The 21,300-nt window shown below is 38.6% G+C and carries 23 protein-coding genes and 1 other annotated feature; of the genes, 2 read left to right on the top strand and 21 right to left on the bottom strand.

Going from position 1 to position 21,300, the window contains the following annotated elements:
* Positions 1–87: 87 nt before the first annotated feature.
* The 6 genes from recA to yfmF all read right to left on the bottom strand — a co-directional run bounded on the left by recA (position 88) and on the right by yfmF (position 6,769).
* A complete protein-coding gene (gene recA / locus BAU17_RS06130; RefSeq protein WP_161901948.1) occupies positions 88–1,131 on the bottom strand; it encodes a recombinase RecA in 1,044 nt (347 codons plus the stop codon).
* A 109-nt stretch (positions 1,132–1,240) separates the two neighbouring features.
* A complete protein-coding gene (locus BAU17_RS06125) occupies positions 1,241–2,482 on the bottom strand; it encodes a competence/damage-inducible protein A (RefSeq protein WP_161901947.1) in 1,242 nt (413 codons plus the stop codon).
* Positions 2,483–2,617: 135 nt separating this feature from the next.
* Entirely contained in the window at positions 2,618–3,196 is a 579-nt protein-coding gene (pgsA, locus tag BAU17_RS06120) for a CDP-diacylglycerol--glycerol-3-phosphate 3-phosphatidyltransferase (protein WP_161901946.1), read from the bottom strand.
* A 43-nt stretch (positions 3,197–3,239) separates the two neighbouring features.
* On the bottom strand, positions 3,240–4,109 hold the full coding sequence (locus BAU17_RS06115; protein WP_161901945.1) for a helix-turn-helix domain-containing protein: 870 nt from the start codon (positions 4,107–4,109) through the stop codon (positions 3,240–3,242).
* 103 nt (positions 4,110–4,212) lie between these two features.
* Positions 4,213–5,508, bottom strand: a complete 1,296-nt coding sequence (yfmH, locus tag BAU17_RS06110) for an EF-P 5-aminopentanol modification-associated protein YfmH (protein WP_161901944.1) — start codon at positions 5,506–5,508, stop codon at positions 4,213–4,215.
* Position 5,509: 1 nt separating this feature from the next.
* Complete coding sequence (gene yfmF / locus BAU17_RS06105) at positions 5,510–6,769, bottom strand: EF-P 5-aminopentanol modification-associated protein YfmF (RefSeq protein ID WP_161901943.1); 1,260 nt, start codon at positions 6,767–6,769, stop codon at positions 5,510–5,512.
* Positions 6,770–6,919: 150 nt separating this feature from the next.
* Between yfmF and mscL the strand changes: the two genes are divergently transcribed.
* Positions 6,920–7,369 (top strand): large conductance mechanosensitive channel protein MscL, encoded by a 450-nt coding sequence (gene mscL, locus BAU17_RS06100; protein WP_202622287.1) that lies wholly within the window; start codon positions 6,920–6,922, stop codon positions 7,367–7,369.
* Positions 7,370–7,395: 26 nt separating this feature from the next.
* Here the strand turns inward: mscL and BAU17_RS06095 are convergent, their stop codons facing one another.
* The 13 genes from BAU17_RS06095 to BAU17_RS06035 all read right to left on the bottom strand — a co-directional run bounded on the left by BAU17_RS06095 (position 7,396) and on the right by BAU17_RS06035 (position 18,417).
* On the bottom strand, positions 7,396–7,839 hold the full coding sequence (locus tag BAU17_RS06095) for a GNAT family N-acetyltransferase (RefSeq protein WP_161901941.1): 444 nt from the start codon (positions 7,837–7,839) through the stop codon (positions 7,396–7,398).
* A gap of 55 nt (positions 7,840–7,894) precedes the next feature.
* Positions 7,895–8,140: a Veg family protein gene (locus BAU17_RS06090; RefSeq protein ID WP_161901940.1), complete on the bottom strand. Its 246-nt coding sequence runs from the start codon at positions 8,138–8,140 to the stop codon at positions 7,895–7,897.
* Positions 8,141–8,321: 181 nt separating this feature from the next.
* On the bottom strand, positions 8,322–8,867 hold the full coding sequence (locus BAU17_RS06085; protein WP_161901939.1) for a sigma-70 family RNA polymerase sigma factor: 546 nt from the start codon (positions 8,865–8,867) through the stop codon (positions 8,322–8,324).
* Between the two features lie 153 nt (positions 8,868–9,020).
* Positions 9,021–9,551 (bottom strand): NYN domain-containing protein, encoded by a 531-nt coding sequence (locus tag BAU17_RS06080; RefSeq protein WP_161901938.1) that lies wholly within the window; start codon positions 9,549–9,551, stop codon positions 9,021–9,023.
* The gene (rlmB, locus tag BAU17_RS06075) at positions 9,548–10,399 is read right to left on the bottom strand and encodes a 23S rRNA (guanosine(2251)-2'-O)-methyltransferase RlmB (RefSeq protein WP_161901937.1); all 852 of its coding nucleotides are present in this window, start codon (positions 10,397–10,399) and stop codon (positions 9,548–9,550) included. The genes BAU17_RS06080 and rlmB overlap by 4 nt, the downstream gene beginning before the upstream one ends.
* 74 nt (positions 10,400–10,473) lie before the next feature.
* On the bottom strand, positions 10,474–10,869 hold the full coding sequence (locus BAU17_RS06070) for a Mini-ribonuclease 3 (protein WP_161901936.1): 396 nt from the start codon (positions 10,867–10,869) through the stop codon (positions 10,474–10,476).
* The gene (gene cysS, locus BAU17_RS06065; RefSeq protein ID WP_161901935.1) at positions 10,866–12,275 is read right to left on the bottom strand and encodes a cysteine--tRNA ligase; all 1,410 of its coding nucleotides are present in this window, start codon (positions 12,273–12,275) and stop codon (positions 10,866–10,868) included. Before cysS ends, BAU17_RS06070 begins: the two co-directional genes overlap by 4 nt.
* Complete coding sequence (gene epsC / locus BAU17_RS06060) at positions 12,259–12,801, bottom strand: serine O-acetyltransferase EpsC (RefSeq protein ID WP_161901934.1); 543 nt, start codon at positions 12,799–12,801, stop codon at positions 12,259–12,261. Before epsC ends, cysS begins: the two co-directional genes overlap by 17 nt.
* Before the next feature lie 267 nt (positions 12,802–13,068).
* Positions 13,069–13,269, bottom strand: a binding site (T-box leader).
* Positions 13,269–14,726, bottom strand: a complete 1,458-nt coding sequence (gene gltX / locus BAU17_RS06055) for a glutamate--tRNA ligase (protein ID WP_237579087.1) — start codon at positions 14,724–14,726, stop codon at positions 13,269–13,271. Its footprint overlaps the feature before it by 1 nt.
* A 153-nt stretch (positions 14,727–14,879) precedes the next feature.
* Positions 14,880–15,182, bottom strand: a complete 303-nt coding sequence (locus BAU17_RS06050) for a hypothetical protein (protein WP_161901932.1) — start codon at positions 15,180–15,182, stop codon at positions 14,880–14,882.
* A 142-nt stretch (positions 15,183–15,324) separates the two neighbouring features.
* Positions 15,325–16,443 (bottom strand): PIN/TRAM domain-containing protein, encoded by a 1,119-nt coding sequence (locus tag BAU17_RS06045; protein ID WP_161901931.1) that lies wholly within the window; start codon positions 16,441–16,443, stop codon positions 15,325–15,327.
* Between the two features lie 80 nt (positions 16,444–16,523).
* Positions 16,524–17,894 carry a DNA repair protein RadA gene (radA, locus tag BAU17_RS06040; protein WP_161901930.1) on the bottom strand — a complete coding sequence of 457 codons (1,371 nt, stop codon included), beginning with the start codon at positions 17,892–17,894 and terminating at the stop codon, positions 16,524–16,526.
* Positions 17,895–17,913: 19 nt separating this feature from the next.
* Positions 17,914–18,417: a dCTP deaminase/dUTPase family protein gene (locus BAU17_RS06035; protein WP_161901929.1), complete on the bottom strand. Its 504-nt coding sequence runs from the start codon at positions 18,415–18,417 to the stop codon at positions 17,914–17,916.
* Positions 18,418–18,617: 200 nt separating this feature from the next.
* Here BAU17_RS06035 and BAU17_RS06030 point away from each other — a divergent pair, with 200 nt between their 5' ends.
* Positions 18,618–19,667, top strand: coding sequence for an endonuclease/exonuclease/phosphatase family protein (locus BAU17_RS06030; RefSeq protein ID WP_161901928.1), 1,050 nt, complete (start codon positions 18,618–18,620; stop codon positions 19,665–19,667).
* 55 nt (positions 19,668–19,722) lie between these two features.
* Here the strand turns inward: BAU17_RS06030 and BAU17_RS06025 are convergent, their stop codons facing one another.
* The gene (locus BAU17_RS06025) at positions 19,723–21,018 is read right to left on the bottom strand and encodes an LLM class flavin-dependent oxidoreductase (protein ID WP_161901927.1); all 1,296 of its coding nucleotides are present in this window, start codon (positions 21,016–21,018) and stop codon (positions 19,723–19,725) included.
* On the bottom strand, positions 21,011–21,298 hold the full coding sequence (locus BAU17_RS06020; RefSeq protein WP_161901926.1) for a glutaredoxin family protein: 288 nt from the start codon (positions 21,296–21,298) through the stop codon (positions 21,011–21,013). Before BAU17_RS06020 ends, BAU17_RS06025 begins: the two co-directional genes overlap by 8 nt.
* Positions 21,299–21,300: the final 2 nt, after the last annotated feature.

The following is a 21,300-nucleotide window of genomic DNA, read 5'->3' as shown; positions in this document are numbered from 1 at the left end:
TTCTTTTTTTAATCGCTTTTTGCTCTTTGAAACACGGTCAAAACAAAAGAGCACCTACAAAAACTTGTAAGTACTCTCCGTCCTGTTTTATTCTTCTAAAGGTAACTCTTCTTGGGTTTCCTCTTCGACAAGGGTCTCACCAGTTCCAATACCATATGCATCACGTACACGTGCAGATACTTCAGCAACCATTTCAGGATGATCTTTCATATAATTTTTGACATTTTCGCGTCCTTGGCCAATTCTCTCACCTTTATATGAATACCATGCACCACTTTTATCAATAATATCTTGATCGGCAGCCATATCAAGTAATTCACCAACTTGTGAAATACCTTCGCCATACATAATATCAACTTCTGCGACTTTAAAAGGTGGTGCCACTTTGTTTTTTACAATTTTAATTTTTGTACGGTTTCCGATAACATCTGTACCTGATTTTAATTGCTCTGCACGACGAACTTCTAAACGAACTGTCGCATAGAATTTTAGTGCACGTCCACCAGGGGTTGTTTCTGGGTTTCCGAACATGACGCCAACTTTTTCACGAATTTGGTTAATAAATAACGCAATTGTTTTTGTCTTATTGATTGTTCCAGAAAGTTTACGCAAAGCTTGAGACATTAAACGAGCTTGCAAACCAACGTGGGACGCACCCATCTCGCCATCAATTTCAGCACGAGGTACCAAAGCTGCCACCGAGTCAATAACAACAATATCAACGGCACCACTTGAGACTAATGCATCAGCAATTTCTAACCCTTGCTCTCCTGTATCTGGTTGTGAAAGTAATAATTCATCGATATTGACACCTAATTTTTCTGCATATTGAGGATCCAACGCGTGCTCAGCATCGATAAATGCCGCTGTTCCACCTTGTTTTTGAACCTCTGCAACAGCATGTAAGGCAACAGTTGTCTTACCTGAACTTTCAGGACCGTATACTTCTACAATACGTCCTCTTGGAAAGCCACCTACACCTAATGCCACGTCTAACGCTAATGAGCCACTTGGAACAGTTGAGATACGTTGATCTGCTTTTTCTCCTAGTTTCATTACAGCGCCTTTACCGAAACTCTTTTCAATCTTCTTTAATGCAGCATCTAAAGCTACTTTACGATCATCTGCCACTCGGATGTCCTCCTTATATTTAAACCATGCAACTACATGTTTTACTTCGTATCACTATCATAGCTGTTCTCTTCAAAAAAAGCAAGAAAAAGCGAACAAACATTCGCTTTTATTTTAACAATTCTTTACGAATTAAATCAAAAGCTGCCATCACAGCACTCTTGCGAATATAGTTACGATCTCTTGGAAAATGATAACAATGACTAATCACATTATCTTTTGTCGCTAACGCAATCCAAGTTGTACCTACTGGCTGTCCTTCTAATTCTTTCGGACCTGCCACACCACTAAGTGCAATCGCTAAGTCTGTGTCAACCATTGCTCTTGCTTGTGTCGCCATTGCTTCTACGCATTCAGCACTGACTGTTCCATATTTTTCTAAAAGTTCAGGATCAATTTGTAAGAAGTTAGCTTTCGTCGTAGCAGAGTACGTAACAAATCCACCTAAGAAAACGTCGGTGACTCCTGCCGTGTCACATAATGTCGCTTGAAAACCACCTCCTGTTAAACTCTCCGCAGCAGTTAATGTTTTTTGTTTTTCTCTTAACAACTCTACTACAACTTGTGGTAATGTATTCTCTTCACCATAGCCATAAAAATAGGCACCTACACGTTCTTGAATACGTGATTCCAATAAATCAAGCTGACGAATTCCTTGTGCTTCATCATTCGTCTTAACAGTTAGACGTAACGTCACTTCATTGGGCTTTGCATATGGAGCAACAGTTGGATTTGTTTGCTGAGCGATGATATCTTCTAAATCCGTGACTAACTGGGATTCACCAATCCCGTAAAAACGCATGACACGCGAAATTAATTGCTCATTTGTCTGCACGTATTTTTTTAAAATAGGCATTGCTTGATGATAAAACATCGGCTTTAATTCACTTGGCGGTCCTGGTAACAATAAATAATGCTTCCCTTGAGCAGAAGTGTAAAAAATCCCTACAGCTAAACCAGCAGTATTTTGTAACGCTCTTCCATCTTTAAATACGAGTGTTTGTAACAAATTATTCTCTGTCATTGGTCGCTGACGGGTTTCAAAGTAATTCATTAATTGCTGATAACCCACTTCATCTTGCACTAGCTCTTGGCCAACATGAGCCGCAGTCACTTGCTTTGTTAAGTCATCTTTTGTCGGCCCCAAACCACCACATAAGACAATTAAGTCACTACGTTTGTCTGCATATTCAAGTAGTTCTTCTAAACGTGTTGGATTGTCTCCCACAACGCTTTGGTAATATACATCAATTCCTAAGCCAGCTAATTCTTCTGATAAAAAGGTTGCGTTCGTATTAACAACTTGCCCTAGTAATAATTCAGTTCCTACTGCAATAATTTCTGCTTTCATTTGTCACACTCCTACTTTAAGATACGTTATTTCTCATCATTTATTTTACACCAATTGCTAATTTTTTTTGATTTTGCTGTTTTGACTAAAAAAAGAGCAAATAACCGACAAATCAGTTACTTACTCTCAACATTTTTACATAGAATCTTTAAAAACTGCGGTATTTTTAGCAAAGTAATCGACACCAGAATAAATCGTTGCTACTAAACAGATATACAATAAGATTTGATCAACAGGAACACCGATTAAATTAAATGGTATATTGTTGATGAATAGTAAAATAATCGCAACCATTTGGGTAGCTGTTTTAATTTTTCCTGGCCAAGCCGCTGCCATCACTTCGCCACCTTCGACTAATAATAGACGTAGACCAGTAACAGCTAATTCACGACAAACAATAATTGCTACAATCCAGCCTGGTGCTTTGTCTAGCTCGACTAATAAAATAAATGCTGTCATAACTAACATTTTATCTGCTAATGGATCTGCAAATTTACCGAAATTTGTGACTAAACCTTGGTCACGAGCAATTTTACCATCTAGCCAGTCCGTGATGCTTGCAACTGCAAAAATAATTGCTGCCACTAAATGTGTAATTGGCAAAGTCGTTTCACCGACCACCCAGTTCCCCCAGTCAAATGGTAGAACCAATACTAAAATAAAAATTGGTATCATAAAAATTCGTAATACAGTTAATTTATTTGGTAAATTCAATTTTTTTCCCCTTCTCTATGACTTTTATACTACCTCAGCAAAATCACTCTTGATAAGAAATCGTCAACTGAAGGTCTTTTTGTAATAATTCAAATTGTGGATCATCAAAAGGAACTTTCTCGCCATTTGCTGTAATATCCACATTGCCGCTTGCACCTAACGTAATCGTTGCATTTGTCGCACCTTCTGGCAGAGTGAATGCTTGTTCTTCATCGGCTAATAACGTGTATTGATATACATACTCACCATTCACCAAGATACCAATCCAGCAACGCTCATTTTTTCCTTTGAATACTAATTCCAATGGATCTTTTGCTTCCGTGACTTCAATCGTTGCTTGGTTTTGCTTTGAATCGACTAATTCCATATCCATTTTAGGAACTTGTGATGAACTAGTTGTTTCTACTGGTTCACTGCTGGAAGTCGCTTCCTTCGTTGTTGTCGTTGAAGTCTGTTCAACGACAACTGAAGGTTTCTCATTACCAATCATCGGGGTAGCTTGACGGTCTTGCCACATCATGTATCCTACAATAATCACAATCGTTAATGCCACCATACCTAGTAGAATCATTGGCAAATAATCTAACAAGGTTTTTGGTTGTTTTTCAGTGACACGTACGCGAGAACCATGTACAACTTCTGGTGCGACACGTTTCGGTGCGGGTTTCTCCAAATCGGCTTCTCCATCAAAAACAGCGACTAAGTAATCACCATCAACACCTACGACTGATGCATACTCACGTAAAAACGCTCGAACATAATACTCACCTGGTAGCAAGTCAAACTTGCCTTGCTCAATCGCCTCCAGATAACGTTTCTGAATCTTGGTTTTTTTCTGTAATTCATCAATACTGATATTTTTATTTAATCGGGCTTGCCGTAGTTTATCTCCAATAATTAATTCATTGCCCACTCGTTCATCTTCTCCAGTCTTTAGAATCGATATAACCTAGAATACCATAAATAAAATCAGATGAGGATAGCTATCTCCTCACTCTCAAACAAATTTTAAACTCTTATTTTGTGATTGGCTCTAAATAGAAACGACTGAAGGCATTTTTGTTAATAAATGTACGTCCTGCTTGTAACACATCTTCTAATTGAATTGATTGAATCACGGTTGGTACATCAAATAATGTCATATCTCCGAATAAATCTTGGGTAAATTGATTAGCGATAAATTCCAATGAGTTCAATGATTGGAAATATTTCCCAAGCATTTTTTTCTTCAATAGCGTTAAGTTGTCATCATTCACTTCTGGGTCTGTTTGGAAGTTCAATATAATCTCTTCCACAGCCTCTGAAAATACATCTGGTGTATCCGAATCTCCTGAAAAATCAGCGAAATGGAACCCACGGTCTAATGAAAATTCAAAACCAAAGGTGTCATCAATCGTTCCTTCATTATACAATCGCAAATAATTTTTACTTGTATTTCCCAATAACAATTGGAACAACAAATTTAAAGACGTACGGAAGCGCAATAATTCATACGCATCCTTTGGTAGATTCTCTGTGAATCCTTTGATACCAAGTACAACTTTTGTTCGATTAACAGGCATTTCCAAACGGCTAAATGGCACAATATCTGCTACCGTTTCTTCTGGGAAATGACGTTCAATCGTCCGAATATCTGGGAAAGTCTTGGCAGCTTGATTGTCACGAATCATTGACATCATCTCTTCTGGATTGACATTTCCAACGACAAATAATGTCATGTTACTTGGATGATAAAATGTATTGTAGCAATGATATAAATCATCTGCAGTAATATCCGCAATACTGTCAACGGTACCTGCAATATCGATATGCAGCGGATGTTTGGGATATAGATTATTTAAAATGCCAAAAAATTGACGCCAATTAGGATCATCTTCATACATTTGAATTTCTTGTCCAATGATCCCTTTTTCTTTTTCTACTGTTTCTTCTGTAAAATATGCGTCTTGAACAAAATTAATTAGTGTTTCCAAGTTTTCTTTAATATTATCGGTTGCTGAAAATAGATAGCTTGTTTTTGTAAAACTCGTAAAGGCGTTCGCTGATGCGCCTTGCTTACCAAATAATTGGAACACATCGCCATCTTCTTTTTCAAATAATTTATGCTCTAAAAAGTGCGCAATACCATCCGGAACACGTGTTAATGACTCGCCTTGATAACCAAATTCATTGTCAATTGAACCGTAATTGGTGCTAAATAAGCCATATGTTTTATGAAATCCTGCTTTTGGTAAGATAAAGACTCTTAAGCCATTTGGAAGGACTTCTTTATACAATGTTTCATTCAATTGTTCGTAAACTTTTTTCTCCATGCTATTCCTCTCCATCTAAGACAAATACTGCTTGTAATTGAATTTCATTGGCAACCGCTTGAATCTCTTCTTTGGTAACAGCCATTAAGGCTTGTAAAAAGGCTTCGTCACTCATTTTTGTTTCAGGTAACCATTGATTCAAGTAAGCTGTCTCAATCAGTGATTGTGGACTATCTAATGACAAAAGAAACTGATTGCGTAACATCGCTTTGGTTTGTGCAATATCCATGTCAGTAAAGTCACCTTGGCGCATACTTTCTAATTGTTCTTCAATCAAAGTAAACACACGCGCTCTGTTCTTGCCATCAATCCCCGTTTGGACAGACAGGAAACCACGGAAAGTATCCACACGACTAGATGCATAATAAGCCAAGCTAGCTTTCTCACGGACGTTCATAAATAATTTTGAATGCGGAAATCCACCAAATAAACCGTTAAAAACCATTAAAGCAAATCGACGTGCATCATTGTAGTACACAGGTGTCTGATAGCCCAAATTTAATTTGGCTTGCGTTACTGATTCACGCAAAACTTCTTCCTTCATTTCTTCTGATAAGGGTTGATGATAAAAAATATCTGGATGTTGACGTTCAGTGTCTGGGAATGCCCAGTCAGAAAAAGCAGTATGTACCTCTTCTTCGGTTAAATCACCCACCACAAAAATATCAATTTGGTCATTTGCTAGCATATCTTGATACGTCGTAACCAAATCTGCCGCAGTTACATCTGTTAATTGCGCAATTTCACCAAAACTTGGGACTTTCTGATTCACGTCATTACCAAAATAAAGTTCTTGCAAACGTAAAGCTGCCAATGTTTGTTTGTCTTCTTCTAAACTTTTCATATAAGCTAATAAATTGCTTTTTTCTAAACGGAAAGTTTCTTCATCAAATTGTCCGTTCTTAATATTGGGATAAAATAAAATTTCTTTTAGAAAATCAATTCCCTCGGTAAACACTCGGTCATTACCTATGTACTTCCCATTGACAAGGGACATAGATACATTTACTTGATGTAAATTACCTTTTTTACCTACATGTAAACCAAAGCTTGCGCCATAAAGTTCAGCTAATTGTGAGCTTAAATCTGTCTGGCTTGGATAATGCAAACTATTTGTTTCAAGTAGACTAGTTAATAATGTGCGCTTTGCAGCATTTTTTTCACTGTGTTTCGCTGAAAAACGTATGAATATACGAATTGTCTTATATTTTTCCGTCGGTATTACGGTTAATTGTATCCCTGCTTTTAATTGCATCGTCATCTAGTTGATATCTCCTTTACAGTTGTTCTGACTAATTATAACACAGTCAATGAATTGCAGAAAATTTACCGAATTAAAGAGTTATTATTTCAAAAAAAGCGGTTCTTTCGTTATACTAAAATCATTCTTGGAGGTGAGAACATGAAAAAAATGGTTGCGGAATTTAAAGAGTTTATTATGCATGGCAGTGTCATTGATTTAGCTGTCGGGGTTGTTATTGGTAGTGCCTTTACAGCAATCGTAACAAAAGTTGTTGAAGGTTTGATTACACCATTAGTTGCTTTAGTTGTTAGCCTATTTACCAATGGAAAAAATTTGGAAGATTCATTAAGTGTATTGACAGTCAAAGTAAACGGCGTTGCATTTGACTTCGGTAGTGTCGTTAGTGCTATTATTACATTTATCATTACTGGTTTTGTTTTATTCCTAGTTGTCAAAGGTATTAACAAAGCACAGTCATTTAGAAAAACTGAAGAAGTCGAAGAAGAAGAGGAAATCACTGCTGAAGATTACCTTGCTGAGATTCGCGATTTATTACGTTTACAATCAGGTTTACCAATTGAAACAGAATCTGTTGAAGACACAGAGGAATCAAAGTAATAACGAGCTAAAAGACCAACTTATGATTAAGATAAGTTGGTCTTTTTTTCCATATCGATATGCGGAATATCATCTTCCAGATAGGTTTCTGATACAGGCTCAAAGCCAAATTGTGCATAAAATGCTTGGAGATGGGCTTGCGCGCCAATCACAATTGGTTGTTTAGGTAGATGACGATGAATCCACGTCAACACTTCCTCTACTAACAGGTTTCCCAGTCCTTGTTTGCGGTACTCTTTGACAACTAATACACGACCAAAATGAATCGTTGCTTCTTGATAGATTCGAGCATATGCGACGAAATGCCCCTCTTCATCTTCTAACCATAAATGCCATGCTTCTAAGTCGGTTCTATCCACCTCTTGATACGGACATTCTTGCTCGACTACAAATACTGCTACACGTGCTGTTAGTAATCGATGGTATTCGGTTGTTGTTAATTCTGAAAAATGCTTGCAAATGACCTTCATTCTCTTCACCTACTAAAAAAGAGCCTCGCTATACGCTAAGCCCCTTTGCTTTCTATTAGACTGCTTCAGATAAAAACTCAATTTCAACGGTTTTCGTTAAAATATCTGAGTAACTATATGAAACTCGTTCAAAAGAATTTTCTTCTGGATCAAGATCTACCACAAAAACTGATGGATACGTTTCTGTCAAAATTCCACGACGCTCTGTTTGACGTTTTCTCCCAGTTTGTGCAACTAGCATGATTTCACTACCAATACGGTTTTCTAAGTCTTTTTTAATTGTTGCTAAAGTTGTTGGCATCACGTTCACCTCAGAAATATTATACCACAATTTTCTGAAAACTTCAACTATACCATAAAATTAATTGAAATTCAATATTCGAATACTGACAAAATACGTATGCAAAAACAGGAAATTTATCCTGTTTTTTCTAGATTTCTCTGTATATTTCGTTATTAAATAACAAGTACATTCGGTTATTTTACTTTTTTTGTATTTGTTGGGTGATTTTTCTACGAGAACGAGCATAGGCACTTTGCATTTTTTGCTCTGAACAATGCACCGGTTTTTTTCTTCCAAGTACATACCAAACAAGAGCTTCTTTTTCTAAATCAGATAATAACTGATAGCATTCTTCGATATTTTCATTAATCAACAGATGATCTAAAGGGGTCTCCTCACTAAGTGGTTCATGATAATATTCACTGCCATCAGGTGCTTTTTGTTCTAACGAAACTGTACCATGATTGCTTTTCCGTTTATAGGCACATTCTTTGCGCACAAAACTACGAATGCGATTTTCAAATGAACGCTTAAAAAAAGCACCTAATGTAATGCCAAATCCTTCTTCAAACGATTGAAGGCAAGTATGAAAAGTAATAAATCCTTCTTGTAACCAGTCCTGTTCATCAAAATCACGTAAAAAATATTTATTGCGAATACTATAAACCAGCGGACGATATCGATAAAATAACTGTTCCAAAGCATCTTCATTTCCCTGTTTTGCTGCTCGTAACAATTCTTGCATGACCTAAAACCCCTTCCATCACTATGATAAAAAAAGCGTATCATTTTTTTGAAAAGAATTCTCTCATTGATTGTCTCAAGTTTTGCTTAGAGATGAACAACACAAAAAAATAATCCAATGAGTCGATAATCAAATCGGTTCATTGGATTATTTTTAATTCTTTTTCTGACTTAATTCACGCAATTTTTGCTCTAATGCACTGAGTTGAGTGGCATTCCATGGTGAGTTACGACGATAATGGGTAAATTGAATATCTTGTTGGTGCTGATGAATGGTTTTTTCGGTTTTCTGTAAGGTTTTATACAACTCTCTGGCCGATGTTCGAAGAGCACCTTGTGAAAAAATAACCCATTGTTCAGCTAAATCACTGGTAGCTACAGTTACTTGAGTTAAACGATCATTCAGTTCACCTGCAACTCGTTCAATATACGTATCCGCCGTTTCACCTTCTTCAGTAAACACGACTTCTAATTGATATTTTTTGTAATTCTGAGTAATACCAGGTACTAATTGTGCATCAAAAACCACAATGATACGAATCCCTTCGTACTTTGCATAATTGGATAAACGTTGCAGTAAGGTTTCACGTGCATCTTCCATCCGTTCTTGATTTTTTAATACGACTAATTCAGGCCAAGCGCCAATCATATTATAGCCATCAACAATTAATAATTGTTTTTTCATAGATTGCCTCGTTGACGGAAGGCTTCATACATCAACAAACCTGCTGCAACTGAAGCATTTAAGCTTTGCACATGTCCGGTCATTGGAATCGTCAGCATTTCGTCGACATCTTTTTTAAGACCTTCACTCATGCCACGGCCTTCATTTCCAATGATTAGGGCAATGGCGCCTTCTGCATTCCATTTTGTATAAGAAGTACCATTCATATCAGTACCGAAAATCCAAAAGCCTTTTGACTTTAATTCAGTAATTGCTTGATGGAGATTTGTCACTCTGGCAACTGGCACGTGTTCCACTGCACCGGTCGAAGTTTTGACTACAACTGGTGTAATCCCCACGGCACGATGTTTCGGAATGATAATACCATCTACCCCACTTGCATCAGCTGTTCGTAAAATCGAACCAAAGTTATGTGGATCCTCTAAGTTATCCAAAATTAAATAGAATGGATTTTCTTTACTTTGATCCATTAATTCAGGTAGCGATAAATATTCATACGGTGTAATTGCTAAAATTAAGCCTTGGTGTACGCCTTGATTACTCATCTGATCTAATTTTTGTTTTGGCACCCATTTTACTGGCACTGCTTGTTCACGTGCAAGTTCTTTTAATTCGTCGATTTTTTCGCCTCTTGCATCTTCAGAAGCAAATAACTTATTACCACGTCCTTGCTTCAAAGCTTCCATGACTGCGTGATGTCCAAAGACAAAATTTTCAGCTACTTCTTCGTCCGTATGCACAGTTGGTTTGTCTTCTTGTTGGATACGCTTTGCTCCATTTTTTGACTCTTTACGAGTTCTGGGGCGTTCGTTTCGTTTTTCTTTGTCATTTCTATAGCGTTTTGCCATTCTTTTTCACCTTGCTTTTCCTATAAAAAGTCCACCTCAGTCTGACTGAGGCGGCATTATTTCTTTGTTTCAGCTTATTTTGAAACCTCTGCAACTTTTTGAATGCACCATTCGAACAGTTCTTCCAAACGTTCTTTTTGTTCAGTCAAATGTAAATAACCCATTAAAGCTTCAAATCCTGTTGACATGCGATACGTTGTAATATCAGCATTTTTGGCACTCGTATGGCTTTTGCTATTTCGTCCGCGACGGTAAAAATCTTGCTCTTCTTCGGTCAAAATAGCCTCATCTAGCATCGCTTGAATGAGCATCGCCTGTGCTTTCGCTGACACATAATGAGTTGCCATGCGATGCAATTGATTCGGACGTGTTTGCCCTTGCGCGACTAAATAGTCACGGACATATACTTCATAAATCGCATCACCAACATACGCCAATGCTAAACCATTCAATTGCTTGTAATCTCTCATGCTTCTTTTCTCCATCTCGTTCCTTGCGGTGTATCTTCTAAAACGATACCTTCCGCTTTTAATAAATCACGAATTTCATCACTGCGTGCAAAATTTTTGTCTTTTCGTGCTTGGTTACGCTCTGCAATTAATTCGTCAATCTCAGCATCTAACAATTCTTCTTTAAATGCAATCCCAAAGACTTCTAACAATTGATTAAATGTGCTACGGGCTTTCTCCAAGACTACGACAGACACTTCTTTTTGTTCGCTGTAAAGATTCAACCATTTAGCAAACTCATAAACGACCGTAATGCCATTAGCTGTATTGAAATCATCATCCATTTCTTCTGTAAAACGTTCGACTAAGTGTTGAATTTTCGCCAATTCTTCTGCATCACTTGGCAACGAATGAACGGCATCCGCTAATCGGAAGCCAGCATTTTCATACGCATTGCGTAAACGCTGCAAGTTGGTACCTGCTTCTGTTAATGTTTTTTCGCTATAACGAATTGGACGGCGATAATGCGTTGTTGCCATAAAGAAGCGTAGAACTTGTGGGTCAATTTGTTGAACCATTTCGTGAACTGTCACAAAATTACCTAGTGATTTACTCATTTTGTCATCCGCTTCACCAATCGTTACAAACCCGTTGTGCATCCAATAATTCGCAAACGTTTTGCCAGTTTTCGCTTCACTTTGGGCAATCTCATTTTCATGATGCGGAAATTCTAAATCTTGTCCACCTCCATGAATATCAATCGTTTCACCTAGTAATTTTGTTGCCATGACCGAGCATTCGATATGCCAGCCGGGACGACCACTTCCCCATGGTGCTTCCCAAGAAATTTCATCGGCTTTCGCTGATTTCCATAACGCAAAATCTAATGGATCTTCTTTCATCTGTTGTTCTACACCAGTTCGTTGACTCGCGCCAACTTCTAATTCATCAATCGATTGGTCACTTAATTGACCATATGTTGAAAATTTACGCGTACGATAATAAACATCGCCTTCTGATATATAGGCGTACTCTTTATCGATTAAAACTTGAATGAACGCAATAATATCATCAATATGGTCCATCACACGAGGATGCGTGCAAGCTGGTTTCACATTTAACGCTTGCGTATCTTCCTTGAAAGCTTGAATAAAACGATCCGCTACTTCTGGTGCAGTTAATTCTAATTCTTTTGCTGCCCGAATGATTTTATCATCCACATCGGTAAAATTCGACACATAATTGACCTCATATCCACGGAATTCAAGATAACGGCGAACCGTATCAAAGGCAACTGTGCTACGACCATTTCCAATATGAATATAATTATAGACAGTTGGTCCGCAGACGTACATACGAACTTTCCCTTCTTCTATGGGATGAAATTCTTCTTTTTGTCTGGTTAACGTATTATAAATTTTGATCATCGTTAATCTTTTCTCCTTTCAAACGTACCACTTTTGCTGGTACGCCCACTGCTGTTGCATCTGCTGGGATATCATGTAAAACAACTGCTCCTGCACCGACTTTTGCTCGTTCACCAATGGTTACTGGTCCTAAAATTTGAACATGAGCTGAAATCAGCGCTCCTTTTTTGACAGTTGGATGGCGTTTGGTTTTGTGTTTGCCGGTACCACCGAGCGTCACACCATGTAATAAAATCACATCATCTTCAACTTCTGCTGTTTCACCAATCACTAATCCCATGCCGTGATCGATAAACACGCCTTGACCAATTTTGGCGCCTGGATGAATTTCAATCCCTGTTAAAAAACGCCAAAACTGGGCATTTATCTTTGCCAACAAATACCATTTATGCTGATACAAAAAATGCGATACACGATGCCAAAACAATGCGTGTAACCCTGGATAGGTCAACAAAATTTCAGCTGTTGATTTTGCTGCAGGATCATTTTTTTTCGTCGCTTCAATGGCTCGCTTCAACCAACTCATGCTCTTCACCTTCTTCTTTTAGATTTTTTACTCCTAATTTTTCTCTTGCTGTTGGTAAGTTATCTCATTGAATCTCTAGTTCTATGTTTGGTGGTTCGTAGTGTTGTGCTATTAGGGAAACTCTTCCCTCTCGGGTCGGCGAATCATCGTGATTCGGGACGAAGGACACTACGCTCCCTCTGGTCGCCTAGTACTCTCTCAGCTTCCTTCGGTCGCTGAATCGTAGTGATTCACAGCAAAAAGCGTCTTTCGAATAGGTTGCCCTATTCAAAAGACGCTGGTTGGCGTGGTTCCACTTTTCTTTGCAGAGTGTTGGCTCTGCCTTTTTTGCGTAACGGGCAATGTTCGTCTTTGATTTTCGTCAAAGCCACTCCCAGATGCATTTCCAAGTCCTTTTTGATTGCTTGCACCACCCGCAATCTCTCTTTAAAAAAGGAGGTTTGTACTTCGTCTGTTCGTTGTGTTTATTATAAAACTTGATTTAAATGTGCTAAGGCTTTTTCTTTGCCTAGTAATTCAACGGTATCTGGTAATTCTGGTCCATGTGTTTGTCCTGAAACGGCAACACGAATTGGCATGAATAGGTTTTTCCCTTTAATGCCTGTTTCTTTTTGAACTGTTTTAATGGCTGCTTTCACTGTTGGTGCATCAACTACATCCATTGCTTCTAATTGCGCTTTGAAGGCTGCTAGGACAGTCGGTACTGTTTCTCCTGCTAAGACTTCTTTGGCGGCATCATCAAGCACTGGGTGTTCTGTGAAGAACAAGTTCGATACTTCCACGATTTCAGCAGCATAGCTCATTTGTGGTTGGTATAAACTTACCACTTTTTTCAACCATTCTAAGCGTTCAGGTGTTGGCGTTTCTTCCATACGACCATCAGCGATTAAATATGGTAAACACATATCTGTTAAGACGTCTAAGTCTAATTGTTTCATGTAGTGGTTGTTAATCCACTCTAATTTTTTACCGTCAAAAGCTGCGGGTGACTTGCTTAAACGATTCGCATCAAACATATTGATGATTTCTTCTGGAGAGAACAATTCGTCTTCGCCAACTGGTGACCAACCCAATAAAGCGATAAAGTTGAACATTGCTTCTGGTAAGTAACCAAGTTCACGGTATTGTTCGATAAATTGTAGAATTGATTCATCGCGTTTACTTAATTTTTTGCCTGTTTCTGAGTTAATAATTAACGTCATGTGACCAAATTTTGGCACATCCCAACCAAACGCTTCATAAATCATCATTTGTTTTGGTGTATTAGCAATATGGTCATCTCCACGTAATACATGTGTGATTTTCATTTCATGGTCATCAACCGCTACGGCAAAGTTATAAGTTGGCATGCCATCACGTTTTTGAATGACAAAATCGCCACCGACATTATCTGATTCAAAGGTAATTTCACCTTTGACCATATCGTCAAATTTGTACTCTACATTACGTGGTACGCGGAAGCGAATCACTGGTGTAACACCTTCTGCTTCTTTGGCTTGTTGTTCTGACGCTGTTAAATGCGCACATTTACCACTGTAACGAGGAATTTCACCACGCTCGCGTTGTGCTTCACGTTCTGCTTCTAATTCTTCTTCTGTACAATAGCATTTATACGCACGGTTGCTTGCTAATAATTGATCGATTAATGGTTGGTAAATTTCTTTACGCTCTGATTGACGGTAAGGACCATAGTTCCCTGGATTTGCTGGCGACTCATCCCAGTCCATGCCTAACCATTTTAAGTTTTCTAATTGGCTTTTTTCGCCATCTTCAATGTTTCGTTTTTGATCGGTATCTTCAATACGAATAATAAATTCGCCGTCATGGTGACGCGCGTATAAATAGTTAAATAATGCTGTTCGTGCATTCCCGATGTGTAAATGCCCAGTTGGACTTGGTGCGTAACGTACACGTACTTTTGTCATTGTCATCTTCCTCTTCTTTTGAATGCAATTTTAAGGATACAAATTGATCCATTTAGTAATTGCTGTATAGCTAGAATTGTACATTTAATACGCCAATTAGTAAAGTCAATGATAAGCGGAATCTGATTTTTATGAAAAAAATAGCGTTACAGCTTAAACTTCCCCGTGATAGGAGGCGTAATAAAACAAAAGGAACTGGCGAACATTGTATGTCTCTAGTGCTACTTGTGTATCTTGAAATAAAGGTGCTGGCGATACTTTGTACAACTGAACGTGATTTTGTTCATCTGCTCCACTGGACACAATGTTAGACTGCACAGCTTCTTTAAAATGACCTGACGTAAATAGTTTTGTACGAACCGCTAATTCAGGTGTGAGATGTGTGCATGCAACAAGTAAAAACAAAATCAAATAGACAAACCAAATTTTACGGTTCAACGGACTGATACTTTTCATTTTTCCCCTCCATGGGTACAGAAATATATATTTTTATTATATAACGAAAACGTTCACAAGGCTATGTTAACTGTATGACTTGACTCCTACTGAACAAAAAAAGCAACTACCCTTCAATAAATTAGGCAGTTGCTTTTTTATTTTACTTCTCTGTATTATCAATTCCACGTCCAGAATGCGCGGGTTTGGCGAAAATCATGCGTCCGGCAGCAGTTTGTAATGCGCTGGTTACGATAACTTTAATGCGTTCGTTCATATAATGTTGACCATCTTCTACGACGACCATCGTTCCATCATCCAGATAAGCAACCCCTTGTTGGCGTTCTGTTCCAGCTTTGACTAACAGAACTTCCATTGCTTCACCAGGAATAACGACTGGTTTCACAGCATTGGCTAAAGCGTTAATATTTAGGACAGGCACATTTTGGAATTCGGCAACTTTATTGAGGTTGTAATCATTTGTCACGACCACACCATCCAATAATTTTGCCAGTTTCAATAATTTACTGTCCACTTCTGAAATTTCTTCAAAGTCACCGTCATACATTTCAACCGTGATTCCATCTTCTTTTTGTAAGGCATTTAAAATATCTAATCCTCGGCGACCACGCACGCGCTTCAAGCTATCCCCTGAATCAGCAATATATTGCAATTCATATAAGACAAAATTCGGAATTAGAAGCACTCCTTCTAAAAATCCAGTTTGCGCAATATCGTAGATTCGTCCATCAATAATGACGCTTGTATCTAAGATTTTATATTTGCGGAAGGTGTCGTCTGCTTTACGTTCAAGTAATTGTTGCTCTGCATTGGTGTCTGCTTTCTTATTTCTCGGTCCGAAGACTTTTTTCCATTCTTCGATACGCGTGGTTCCTATTTGTAACCCTAAATAACCGAGAAAAATCATAATCAAAATTGGCGCTACACTATTTACAAAAGGAATATTCCAGTTGTAGAAAGGAATGGAAACAATCACCCCAATCATCAAACCAATAATGGTTCCAATTGCACCAAATAATAAGTAAGTTAAACTAAACTCACTTAATTTTTTCTCTACTTTTTGAATCCCAGCTGAAATGTACTTCGCAACCAATAAAGAAAATAAAAAGAAAATAATTGCACCGATAATACTATTGGTTACGGTATTATTTAGCCAGTCATTTTGTTGTTGACCGATGGCATTCCAAGCAAGTGGTAATAAAGAAACTCCTAAACTTGCGCCCGCAATGACCATCAAGACCGTAATGACTCGTTTTTGCATAATCCATCCTCCACTTCTATATTCAGTATGAGCTTATTTTCTCATACTGAATACGTTTAATCTATGGTATTTCTTATTTCTTAACGAAAAACTCGTTTTAGTGCTTCGTTCAAGGTAGCCACACCAACAACTTCAATCCCTTTTGGCGGCTCCCAATTCACTAAATTATTTTTTGGTAAATAAACTTTTTTGAAGCCTAATTTCTGCACTTCTTTGACACGTTGTTCAATCGAATTGACCCGGCGAATTTCACCAGTTAGTCCAATTTCGCCGATAAAACATTCCGTTGCATCGGTCCCTTTTTCACGGTAACTTGAAGCAATACTGATGGCGATAGCTAAATCGATAGCTGGTTCATTTAACTTCACGCCGCCTGCAGCTTTCAAATAAGCATCTTGGTTTTGTAAAAGTAACCCGGCGCGTTTTTCTAAAACTGCCATAATTAAGGACACACGATTAAAATCTAGGCCTGTTGTGGTACGTTTAGCATTCCCAAACATGGTCGGAGTGACTAATGCCTGAATCTCTACCAGAATCGGACGACTACCTTCCATAGCTACCACAATCGCTGAACCAGTCGCACCAGCCAAGCGTTCTTCTAAAAAGACTTGGGAAGGATTGGCGACTTCTTGCAGTCCACCTTCACGCATTTCAAAAATACCAATTTCATTCGTTGAACCAAAGCGATTTTTGACTGCTCGTAAAATACGAAAACTTTGATGTTGTTCTCCTTCAAAATACAACACGGTATCTACCATGTGTTCCAACATTCGTGGTCCTGCAATTGATCCTTCTTTGGTCACATGACCAACAATAAAAATCGCAATGCCATTGGTCTTCGCAATTTTTAACAGCTCTGCCGTTGTTTCGCGTACTTGACTGACACTGCCGGCAACGCTACTAATATCAGGTTGCGTCATTGTTTGAATCGAATCAATAATCACATAATCTGGTTCTAAAGACTCAATTGCACGCGTAATATCGTGCATGTCAGTTTCTGCATACAAATAAAATTCATTATCTGTCACAGCTAAGCGTTCTGCGCGCATTTTAATTTGTTCAGCGCTTTCTTCTCCTGAGACATAAAGTACTTTCCCACCTGTTGCGGCTAACTGCTGTGAGACTTGTAACAGCAAAGTTGACTTCCCGATACCAGGGTCACCACCTAGCAACACCATGGAACCAGGAACAACGCCACCACCTAATACCCGATTGAGTTCCTCTAATTCAGTTTTCACGCGTGGTTCTTTTTTCGGAACAACATCGATTAACTTGGTTGGCTGCATTTTTTGCCCGGTCAGCGTGGTTCGTGTCCGACGATCAGAAGTATCTTGAATCTTTTCTTCAACCATTGAATTCCAGCTGTTACATTGCGGACACTTACCAATATATTTGGGAGAGATGTATCCGCAGTGTTGACATTCAAATTGAGTTTTTGCTTTTTTTGCCATGGATCATCTTCCTTTTGTTTTAATTATCTGATGAACCGAATCCACCAGTCCGTTCACCCGTTGTTGCATCTTGATCGGCTTTTAAAAACGGCAAGAAAATACCTTGTCCAATTCGTTCGCCTTTTTTAATCGTTACATCACGTAGGCCAAAATTAGTAAATTGGAACATAATGTGTCCTTCATTGTCCTCATTGTTATAATAATCGCTGTCAATCACACCCACGCCGTTACTCAATACTAAGAAACGTTTGAGGGGATTGCTAGAGCGATTGGCTAATTGTAAAAACTCGTCTTCACCCATATATGCTTTAATGCCAGTCGGTACTAAAACTGGTTTAATTTTCTTTTCGATTGTTTGTTCTTTACCAATAGCACGTGATAAAAATTGCTTCCAAATGCTTGGGATCACGACATCTGCTGCTGCTTCAAAATCGTAGCCTGCTGCGTGATGCGTTGCGCGTACTGGCAATTGAATTTCCTTATTTTCAAAACTTGTGACACGTTCAAATCCTCGTTTTTTCATAATAACCTCCAAATAAATACTACGCCTATTTTAACATAAGTTCGCAAAAAAATTGGTGGTTCCCGAATTTTCTACTAGTTTTGTCACGAAAAAAACATATTCTTATAGAGTTGCACTTTTTCTTAAGCATTTCACACGCTACTTGCGATTCATTCGCGGTACAATATTCTTAATGAAAAATTAATGAAAAGAGTTGTCCTATGAAAAAATTGCTCAAAATCTTAACCATCCCTTTGCTCCTCGTGCTGCTAGCTATCGTATCCTTCGTTAGCTATTTAACAGTCAACGAATATCGACCGCTACCAATTGAGTCCATTCCGGCTGCGCCAAGTGCCCAAAAAGTGGATGCAACCAAACCATTGTCACTGGCTACCTATAATATCGGCTATGGTGGCTTAGATGAAACGACGGATTTCTTCATGGATGGTGGCAAAAATGTCCAACCCGAATCCAAACAACGCGTTGAGCAAAACATGGCAGAAATAACTCATACGATGAAAGAAGCAGATGCTGATGTCTATTTACTCCAAGAAGTTGACCGTCGAGCGAAGCGTTCATACGAGATAAATCAAGAAGCTTATTTCCAGAAACAATTACAAATGAACAGTTTATTTGCCTATAATTTCAAAGTTGCCTATGTTCCGATTCCCCTACCACCGATTGGACGTGTGGAAAGTGGTTTGACCACGCTCACCAACTTGTCCGTTACCCATGCGCAACGTGTGGATTTACCCAATCCATTTAAATGGCCGGTACGCATAGCTAACTTGAATCGCGCCTTGCTTGAAACACGCTTACCAATTGCAAATAGCGACAAAGAACTCGTGATTTTTAATTTGCATTTAGAAGCTTACGATAATGGGAAAGGAAAAATTGCACAAAGTAAAAAATTAGCGGACGTTTTGGCAGAAGAATACGCCAAAGGCAACTACGTCATTGCTGGTGGGGATTTCAATCAAGCATTTGAAGGCAGTCACATTTTCCCAACCAATGAACAAGACGGTTGGGCGCCTGGAACGATTTCTGAAAAAGAATTGCCTGCACACTTTTCATTTGCTTTTGACGACACCTATCCAACGGTTCGAGTCTTGAATGCCCCTTATACTGGTGACTATCACACATCACAAGTTCATGTGATTGACGGTTTTATTGTGTCAGATAACCTTACTGTAGAAGAGATTCATGTGTTAGATAAAGATTTTAAAGCTAGCGACCATCAATTAGTGAAAATAAACTTACGCTTTTTATAACTTCACGACAAAAATGAACAACCAAGGCGAACTGTTGCCTAGGTTGTTCATTTTTTTACTCTGTAATTGGGACACCTACTTGTTCACGTAAAGTCGTTCCCGGATATTCGGTACGATAAATGCCACGTGCTTGCAAAATCGGGATAACTTCATCTACGAAACGCTCAAATGAATGGGGAATATCCGCAGAGATAATGAAGCCATCGATTGCTTCCGCTTCAAACCAACGTTGAATTTCATCGGCTACATCTTCTGCAGTGCCAATAAACTGCGGACGGGGCACAGCTTGTTCAAGTGCTACTTGGCGCAAGGTTTGATTCTTTTCTTTTGCTCGTTGTTTGATGTAATCTGTCGTACTACGAAACGCATTCTTCCCAATCTCTCCTAATTCTGGAAACGGCGCATCTAAGTCATAACGACTAAAATCATAATCATCAAAATAACGTGCTAAATAACGAACCGCGTGTTCAATTGGTGTTAATTTTGCATAAGCTTGATACTGCGCTTCCGCATCTTCCAAGGAGTCACCGACTAATGGACTGATACCTGGATAAACTTTGATGTTATCGGGATTTTTTCCTTGTTCCTTGGCACGTTTTTTGATGTCATCATAAAACTCTTTGGCTTTTTCCAATGAACTAGCATGGGTAAAAATAGCTTCAGCATTCGCTGCCGCAAATGCTCGACCATCCTCTGACGAACCTGCTTGAAAAATTAATGGTTCACCTTGTTTCGAACGACCAATATTTAAGGGACCCGCGACTTGAAAGTATTCCCCTTCATAATTTAATTGATGGAATTTGTCTGGATTAAAATACGTACCCGTCTCTTTATCACGAATAAACGCATCGGCTTCCCATGATTGCCACAAGCCACGCACTACATCCAAATGTTCTTGCGCAATCTTATAACGTTCATGATGCGGTGGCAACGCACGATTGTTGTAATTTTTTGCCACACCCGCTTGCGGTGACGTCACTAAATTCCAGCCTGCACGCCCGTTACTTAAATGATCTAATGACATTAATTGCCTTGCCAGCGTAAACGGATCTGTATAAGTCGAAGAAAAGGTCCCAACTAATCCGATGTTTTCTGTTACAGCTGCTAGCGTCGAAAGTAACGTCATTGGTTCAAAACGATTTAAAAAATGTGGGATTGATTTTTCGGATATGTACAATCCATCGGCAATAAAGACAAAATCAAATAGTCCTTTTTCGGCTAGCTGTGCTCGTGCTTTATAAAAATCAAGGTTTGTACTCGCTGTTGCATCAATGTCTGGATGACGCCAACCATCTGTTGTACTACCCACCCCATGAATCATACCGCCAAAATGAATTGTTTTTTTACTCATGCACACCACTCCCAACTGTATGTAATCCTTCAATCACATGTTCCAAACCAAGTTCAGTAATTCCTTGATAGACATTGCTATCACTTGGTGCAATTTCAACGACAGGTACGTAGCGCACCCCGTATTTTGCAAATAAAATATCACGAAAATTGTCTTGCTGCGTCACATCTATGACTTGATAGGCGACCTTATTTTCTTGAAAATATGTTTTAATTTCTTGGCAGTAATGGCAACCATCCTTTGCCCATAAAATAACTTTTGCTTCATTTATCTGTGTCATCT

Origin of the sequence: Candidatus Enterococcus willemsii, from assembly GCF_009933335.1 — a bacterium.
Lineage (GTDB): Bacteria > Bacillota > Bacilli > Lactobacillales > Enterococcaceae > Enterococcus_F > Enterococcus_F willemsii.
Note: the sequence above shows the minus strand (reverse complement) of the source record. Positions and strands in the feature narration are given on the sequence as shown.